The organism is Streptomyces sp. NPDC057543, from assembly GCF_042801895.1.
Taxonomy (GTDB): domain Bacteria; phylum Actinomycetota; class Actinomycetes; order Streptomycetales; family Streptomycetaceae; genus Streptomyces.
In genome coordinates this window covers 35,205-42,668 of the sequence record NZ_JBHVFF010000034.1, presented here as the reverse complement: position 1 = coordinate 42,668, position 7,464 = coordinate 35,205, and the positions used below count along the sequence as shown (strand labels likewise).

General features: G+C 68.9%; 4 protein-coding genes. All 4 read right to left on the bottom strand.

Features of this window, described 5'->3' with window-relative positions:
- Window positions 1–139: 139 nt before the first annotated feature.
- Window positions 140–871 carry an SDR family oxidoreductase gene (locus ACFU8Q_RS08995; protein ID WP_384449949.1) on the bottom strand — a complete coding sequence of 244 codons (732 nt, stop codon included), beginning with the start codon at window positions 869–871 and terminating at the stop codon, window positions 140–142.
- A 256-nt stretch (window positions 872–1,127) separates the two neighbouring features.
- Window positions 1,128–2,006, bottom strand: a complete 879-nt coding sequence (locus ACFU8Q_RS08990) for an ABC transporter substrate-binding protein (RefSeq protein ID WP_384449946.1) — start codon at window positions 2,004–2,006, stop codon at window positions 1,128–1,130.
- A gap of 156 nt (window positions 2,007–2,162) precedes the next feature.
- A complete protein-coding gene (locus ACFU8Q_RS08985) occupies window positions 2,163–2,900 on the bottom strand; it encodes an SDR family NAD(P)-dependent oxidoreductase (RefSeq protein ID WP_384449952.1) in 738 nt (245 codons plus the stop codon).
- A gap of 1,294 nt (window positions 2,901–4,194) precedes the next feature.
- Window positions 4,195–7,455: a family 78 glycoside hydrolase catalytic domain gene (locus ACFU8Q_RS08980; protein ID WP_384449943.1), complete on the bottom strand. Its 3,261-nt coding sequence runs from the start codon at window positions 7,453–7,455 to the stop codon at window positions 4,195–4,197.
- Window positions 7,456–7,464 lie beyond the last annotated feature (9 nt).

Sequence of the window (7,464 nt, the reverse complement as noted above, 5' to 3'; positions counted from 1 at the left end):
GCCTGGGCGGGTGCCGGGCAGCGCGGCGTATCGCGTGGCGACGGTGGTCAGGGTTCAGTCTGAACGACTCCCTGGCCGCGCTCCGCAGTCCGCTGCGCGGCAGGCCCCTCACTCGGTGGTTCCGCAGAAGGTGGCTGGTTCAGGAAAGCCAGTCGGTGTAGTGGGTGGGGGCGATGCGGGCATCGTTTCGGGCCGTGAGGACGTCGCCGCGGACGGCGGCGAACATGCCGGCGGTGCCATCAGTGACGACGGAGCGCCCGTCGCCCTTGGCAGTCAGCGTGAGTCGGCCGAGCTCGTCGAGGGGGTAGACATCGGGGCCTGCGACTTTGACGACGCCGTTCACAGGGCTGCCTGCGGCGACTTCGGCGACAACGCTGGAGACATCCGCGGCGGCGATCGGCTGGATCGGCGTGCGTGGCAGGCGGACGGTGTCGCCGTCGGAGGTCATGGCCAGGGTCGCGTCCATGAACTCCATGAACTGCGTGGCGCGGACGATGGAATATGGGATCGGCCCGGCCTTGAGAATGTCTTCCTGAAGCACCTTCGCCCGGTAGTAATCCAGTTCAGGCACTTGGTCCACGCCGATGATCGAGAGGATGACGAAGTGCCTGACCCCGGCCTTCTCGCTCGCGGCCAGAAGGTTGTCCATCGAAGTCTGGAAGAAGGCGAGTGAGGCGTCGTCGAAGGTCGGGGAATTCGTCAGGTTGATGACGACGTCGGCGCCCGCCACGGCCGCCTCCAGCCCCTGGCCAGTGATGATGTCTACGCCTGTCGACAGGGAGTGCGGTACGGCTTGGTGCCCGGCCGCGTTCAGGTTCTCCACGACCCGTGACCCGATCAGCCCGGTTCCGCCGATGACTGCGAACTTCATGGCATGCGCCTTCTTTCGATGATTGACGCCCCATATACACCTCATGAGGCTCCGATTGCCTGGATAACGGTCGCGCCGGCGTCGCCGGACTCCTGAGGGCTGTCCCGTAATCCCTGGCGGGCGCACGACGACAGCTACGGCACCTCGCCGCGTTGCCGGAACGCCCGAATACAGCCAGTATGCGAGCGCCCCTCCGCCTTGCGATGCACCGCATCTGACGCCGCGCGCTGATCCACCAGGGATGACGGGACAGCCCTTAGGGCGTGGCGGTTGCGGTGCGGTAGAACTCGGCTGCGGTGATGGTGGCGGGGACGCCGAGTTCGGCGGCGACCGCGGTGATCGCGGTGGCGCCGACGGCGAGGTCGGCTTGGCCGCCGGTGGTGAAATAGGGTGCGATGAACGTCTCGTAGTGGGCTCGGGCTTCGTCTGCGGTGTGTCGGCCGAGGAACGTCTGGATGTACCGCACCGTGGTGTCGGGTTCGTTGTGGATCACCTGCAGGGCACGCCGGTGGGCTTGCACGACGGCCTGGACCGCGGGGTCGTCCGGCTGGATATATGTGGGGTCGACGGCCACCCCTACGGTGGGGATCTGGAAGTGGTCGCCGACCCAGGCCAGAACCTGCCAGCCGTGCTCGGCAGCTATCGCCTCCGGTGCCATGGTGCTGCCGACCAGGGCGGCGTCGATCCTGCCGTCGCACAGTCGGCGCAGGTCCATGCCGTAGTCGCCGGGCGGGCGGACGATGGTGTCGATGTCGCGGTCCGGGTCGAGGCCGACCTGGCGCAGCACGATCCGGGCGAAGCACCCGGGTGCGGTGTGGGGAGCGTGTACCGCCAGCCGTCGGCCGACCAGGTCTGCCAGGGAGGTCAGGCCGGGGCGGGCGAGGAACCAGAACAGCGGGCGGTGGGTGTTGACATTGAGGGCGACCCAGGGGATGTCATCGACCAGTCGGGACAGCAGTGCCCGGCCGAGCCCGATGGTGGCGCCGTGGCGCAGCCGCTCCGTGTCCCAGGAGCAGCCGTCGTGCAGCGCGACGTGGACGCCCTCGTCGGCGTAGTAGCCCTGCTGGTCGGCGATGTACGCGACCAGTTCCTCGTGCAGGCCCCGCCCGACGTAGGCGAGATCGATCGTGTACATGAACGTTGCTCCTTGATCGTGTCGCCGCCGTGCACCCGCGCATACCGCGGGCCCGGCCACTGCGGCTCATGGTGTTGAGGTCACGGTGTGCCGGGTGCGGTCCAGCCATCGGCCGGACCGGGACGATATGGCCCCGTGTGACAGGACAGCGGGGCATCAGTACATGGACATCCCGCCGTTGACCACGGCCGTGGTGCCAGTCATGAAGGCGTTGTCCTCGCCGGCGTAGAAGGCGATCGCTTGAGCGACGTCGCCCGGGTGTGCCAGGCGGCCCAGGGGGGTAGCGGCCATCTGCCGCTGCTTGTGCTCCTCGTCGAACGCATCCGCCGCCATGCGGGTGTCGTCCACCGGGCCGGGCTCGACGACGTTGACCGTGATGCCCAGCGGGCCCAGTTCCTGGGCGAGGTACCGGCCGAACTGCGTCAGCGCGGCCTTGGCCGTGCCCAGTGCGATCATGCCTTCCCGGGGCTGGCGGCTGAGGCCGGTGCCGAGATAGATGATGCGTCCCCAGCCCTGTTCGGTCATGGCGGGCAGGACGGCTTTGGTGACCACGAACGCCGCACGCATCTCGTCGTCGAGCTTGCCGCCCAGTTCTTCCCACGTCATGTCCTGGAACGGCTTGATCACATACGGGGTGAGCGCGTTGTTCACGAGCACGTCGATGCCGCCCCATGCCGCCTGGACCTGCTCGATCATGCTCTCGACCGCCGCTGCCTCGCGCGCGTCGGCCCGCACGGTCATGGCATGGCCGCCTGCTGCCTCGATGTCGGCCACGACCTCCTCGGCTGCCGTGCCGCTGCGGAGGTAGTTGACCACCACGCGCATCCCTCGCGCGGCCAGAAGGCGCGCGGTGGCCGCACCGATTCCGCTGCTGGCACCTGTTACCAATGCCACCCTGCCGGTTGCCCCAGTCACAGGCCCATCTCCTGCTCATCATCGCGGGCCGTCGGCATGACCGCCCGGAGTTGTTCATCGTCAATGCCCGGGTGTGCTGAGCGGATCGCCCGGGTGCACCACGCTCGTACTGGGCGGCGGCTTCTTCCGTTCCGAGGGCAATGGGGAGGACAGCGCCTTCGCCACCCGCGACACCTTGTACCGCTGGGCCAACACCCGTCCCGACACCGACGGATCCAACCGACGATCCCGGCGGATCCGCTCAAAAACCCGCTCACGCGACCTGTACACCCACGGACTCCTGACACGACCGTGATCGACGCACACAGACTGACCTGCCCAAACGGATCCAAGTCCCTATTACGCCATCAGCGGCATGTCACACGCCATCAGACACGATGACACTCATTCTCGTTGCCGAAACAGTGGCTCTCGATCTCGTTGCCCCACTGGCTGACAAGCTTCAGTTCACCGCCATCAGCGAGGACGGGCGTCGGCCGGGACCGGGCCGTAATGTGTCGGTCGAGCGACTCGGGGTGCGGGACCACGGACTTCACGGACGCCGGGCCACCCTGGGCTCGCGGCTCCACCGGGCAGGCTCGTAGAAGTACCCGGCGCCACCTGACCCGAGGACTACCCACGGACAGAGCCACTTCCACCACGGTGCCCCCAGCACGCCGGAGCGCGCGGCGGCGCTCCGCCTCCGGTGCACGCCGGCAGACCAGGCCGGCCGCTCGTGCGGTCAGGTCGGCTTCGGAACGTCTCGGGCTGCGGGGTGCGCGGGCCCGGCACCGAGCCGGCCGTGGTGGCCCAGGGATCGGCTGCCGGATCCTTGTGGCTGGGTATCTCATCGAAGTCCGCCACTGCCGTGGTGTGCCGACGAGGGCCGCCGTCAGCAGCCACTTCGCGCGCTCTTCCCAGGAAAATCCGGTGGAGCGGAGGATGCGTTCCCCTCTCGGCCACGAACAGCGGCGTGGGCCAGAGAAGTTCGTAGTTGCCCAAGTCCCGAATCACGGCGACATCACCCATCGGTGACCTGCTCAGGGCCTGGTCGTTGGCATCGCGTGCATGAACATCCGCCGGTGCTGGACCGGTGAAGCCCCATGCAGCCGCGAGCCGGACCGGCCGCCCGGGCACTGGCTGTCCCTCCGCCGCCGCCCCGGCGCGTTGGGACAGGGGTGCCCGGGAAAGATCCCGGGCCCCCTCCCCTCGATGCGCCGCGACGGCGCCTTCTACGAACCCAGAACCCCGCGTCCCGCTCGGAGCAGGACATGGAGGTCCCTCGAAGACCCGGTCACTTACCGGGTGTGAAGCTCGACTTGAAGGTCCAGGTGCCCGATCCCACCTGGTAGATCTGCACGCCGTCCCGGTGGCCGACCAGCCGGGCGCCGTCAGGAGCGGTGACGGGGCCGGAGGTGGACGGGACCTCGACGGTTGCCGTGGTGCCGGCCGGGACGCGTGCGGTGAGGGAGAGCCTGTTCGTCTCGCGCTGCCACTGGCTGGCCGCCTCACCGTACGGCGTGGTGAAGGTGGCGCGTGCCGAGGTCAGGTCGCCGACGACGGCCGGGGCGATCCGCAGTGAGCGGTATCCGACCGATCCCGGTGCCTGGGCGAGGCCCGCCAGGCGGGTGGTGAACCAGGAGTCGATGGCGCCGAGCATGAAGTGGTTCTGCGACTGGCCCGAGCCGCCGTCCCAGGACTCGCCGAGCGCGGTGTTGCCCGCCAGCACCTGGTAGCCGTAACTGGGGCTGGTGGTCTGCGTGGCGATCCGGTGGACGATGTCGTCCCGGCCCGCACCGGACAGGACGCGGAATGCGGCCGGCAGGGAGATCTCACCGAGCAGCAGATGGTAATCGGCTGCCTCGACGGATGCCGTGAAGTGGTCCAGGAGACGTTCGCGTTCGCCAGCCGGGTAGGCGCCCATGTCCAGGGCGAGGGCCTCCGCGCCCTGGCCGCCGCCGCCGAAGGTGCCGCTCTGCTGGTCGTAGTGCTTCTCCGACAGGGCCTGGACGCTCGCGTCGGCCTTGGCACGATAGGTGGCCGCATCCTCGTCCTCGCCCAGCTCCTTGGCCATGTCGGCCAGGGCGTCCACGACGTGCCAGTAGCCGTACGTGCCCGACACCGCCTTGGGGAAGCTGGTGTCCGGGGTGAACCAGTCGCCGAGGGAGTAGTCGAGGATGCCACCGGAGACCTTCTGCTCCAGGAACGTCACGTACTTCTTCATCCGGGGGTAGTACGCGCGCATCGTCTCCTGGTCACCGTAGGTGGTGTACAGCTGCCAGGGCACGAGAACGAACGCTCCGCCCCAGTTGGCGTCGTTGCGGTAGGTGCCCGCGAGTTCGACGTAGTCGGGGACGGTGGAGGGGATCAGGCCCTCGCTGGTCTGCGCGTCGGCCATGTCCCGGACGATCTTGCGGAGGTAGGCGCGCATGTCGTAGTTGGCGGCGAGGGAGGGGAAGACCAACTGGTCCTGCTCCAGCCAGCCGAGCTTCTCACGGCTGGGGCAGTCGGTGAGGATGCTCATCATGTTGCCCTCGACGGAGCGCCGGATGAGCGAGTGGATGCCGTTGATCAGGCCGTCGGAGCTGGAGAAGGAACCCGCGGAGTCGTTGTCGGCCCGCAGTACCTTGCCGTTGGCCGAGACTGTGGCGCCGTTCGGCAACCCCTTGATCTCGATGTAACGGAAGCCGTGGTAGCTGAACTTGGGGTGCCAGGTCTCGGGTCGCTTGTCGTTGCCGGTGGTGTAGCTGTCCCATAGCGGGGCGCCGACGTTGCTGATGGACTGGTGGGCGTGCCCGTTCTTGAGGCTCTCGGCCGGGTAGGCGCGGATGGTGGTGCCTTCCGGGGCGGAGACGGTGATCTCCGGCCAGCCGGCGATGTTGCGGCCGAGGTCGAAGATCCGGCTGCCCTCGGCGACCCCGTCGACCTCCTTGCCCTTGAGTGTCTCGACGACCCGGACGGGTTCCGTCTCACGGGCGCTCAGGGCGGCCGGGGCGGAGTCGGCGCCGAGGGTGACGGCCCGGTCCCAGTGGGAGCGGTCGCCTTGGGGTTCGTCCCAGTCACGGATCTCGCGCCGGGCGTCGTAGTCCTCGCCGCCGTACCAGTTGGAGGAGGTGGTGGCGCCGAGGGTGGTACGCCAGTCGTCGCCGGTGGCGATGCGACGCACGGTGCCGTCGGCGAGTGTCACCTCCAGCTGGGCGATCAGCTTGGGGTCGCTGCGGTTGCCGTACAGCTTGCGGTACCGGTCGGCTGTGCTGATCTGGTTGGAGATGCCGTTGCCCAGCTCGACCGCCAGCGTGTTCTCGCCGCGGTGCAGCCGGTTCGTCACGTCGTAGGTGGCGTACTGGACCCGGTCGGCGAAGTCGGTGTTGGCGGGTTCCAGGACGGCGTCGCCGACCGGTTCACCGTTGATGCCGGCGTCGTACACGCCGAGTCCGGCGATGTAGAGGCGGGCCGACCTGATGTTCCCCGGGAGGGTGAAGTCCTTCGCGAACAGAGGCAGTCCGGAGGGCAGGTAGGGCTTGGGCGGCTTCTGGCCGGTGACATGTGCCACCCGCGTGTACGAGCTGTCGGCCTCGTCGGAGGTGGACAGCGCGTAGTCGACGGGGAAGCCGGGCACCTGCCCGTCGTCGGTGAGGGCGTCGGCACGCGGGTACAGCACGACCTGGTCGAAGGTCTTGGTCTCCTTCAGGTCGAGGGTGACGGTGACGGGCGCGCCGGAGACGTCGGAGCCGGAGTGCGGCAGGCTGGAGTAGCCGGCCGCCTGGCTCCAGGCGCTGTTGGTGACGGCATCGGTGGCGAGCCTGGGCTCCCACACCTTGCGTTCGGTGTCCGACTCGGAAGCGGTGACCGTGGCGCCCCGGGCAAGGTCGGCGCCGGGGTCGTCGCTGTTGCGCACCTCGATCTCGGCAAGCTGGAGCCGGTGGGCGAGGGCGGGGAAATCGTCGGCGAGGGGCAGGCCCAGCTCGGTGACGTCGAGACGGACGTACCGGGCGGTGGTCCGGGGCACCTTGACGGTGACGGGTTCGACGCTGTGCTTGCTCAGCTGCCAGTCGTCGTTGGTGATCCAGTCCGCGGACCAGTCGGCGGCGCGGGTCAGGCCGGTCTCGAAAACGACCGGGCTGCTCCAGTTGCCAGGGCGTGCGCCGCCGCGGGACCAGAGCTGGACCCTCCAGTAGACACGGGTGCGGGAGCCGAGCGCGCGGCCGGCGTAGGTGGCCCGCGGGACGGACGACTCGATCTTGCCGGAGTCCCACAGGTCGGGCCGTTCCGACATCAGCCGGTCGCGGCTGGTGGCGGCCTGGATGCGGTAGGCGGTCTGGGCCGTATCGCGTCCGCGGGAGGTGAGCTGCCAGCTCAGGTCGGGGGTGGTGTCGTCGATGCCGAGGGCGCTGCTGAGGTGCTGGGTGCGCAGTACCTCGGCGGCGACCGTGCTCTGCAGCGGGGAGGCCGCAGCGGGCGGCGCGAAGGGCGCCGTGGTGACCAGGGCGGTGAGAGCGGAGGCGAGCACGAGGGATCGGCTTGACGTGCGGGATGAACGGGACGTGCGAGACATGCGGAACTC

What these genes read in the sequence shown, in the direction of transcription:
- ACFU8Q_RS08990 (WP_384449946.1), bottom strand. Translation starts at nt 2,006, where the DNA reads ATGTACACGATCGATCTCGCCTACGTCGGGCGGGGCCTGCACGAGGAA.
- ACFU8Q_RS08995 (WP_384449949.1), bottom strand. Translation starts at nt 871, where the DNA reads ATGAAGTTCGCAGTCATCGGCGGAACCGGGCTGATCGGGTCACGGGTC.
- ACFU8Q_RS08980 (WP_384449943.1), bottom strand. Translation starts at nt 7,455, where the DNA reads ATGTCTCGCACGTCCCGTTCATCCCGCACGTCAAGCCGATCCCTCGTG.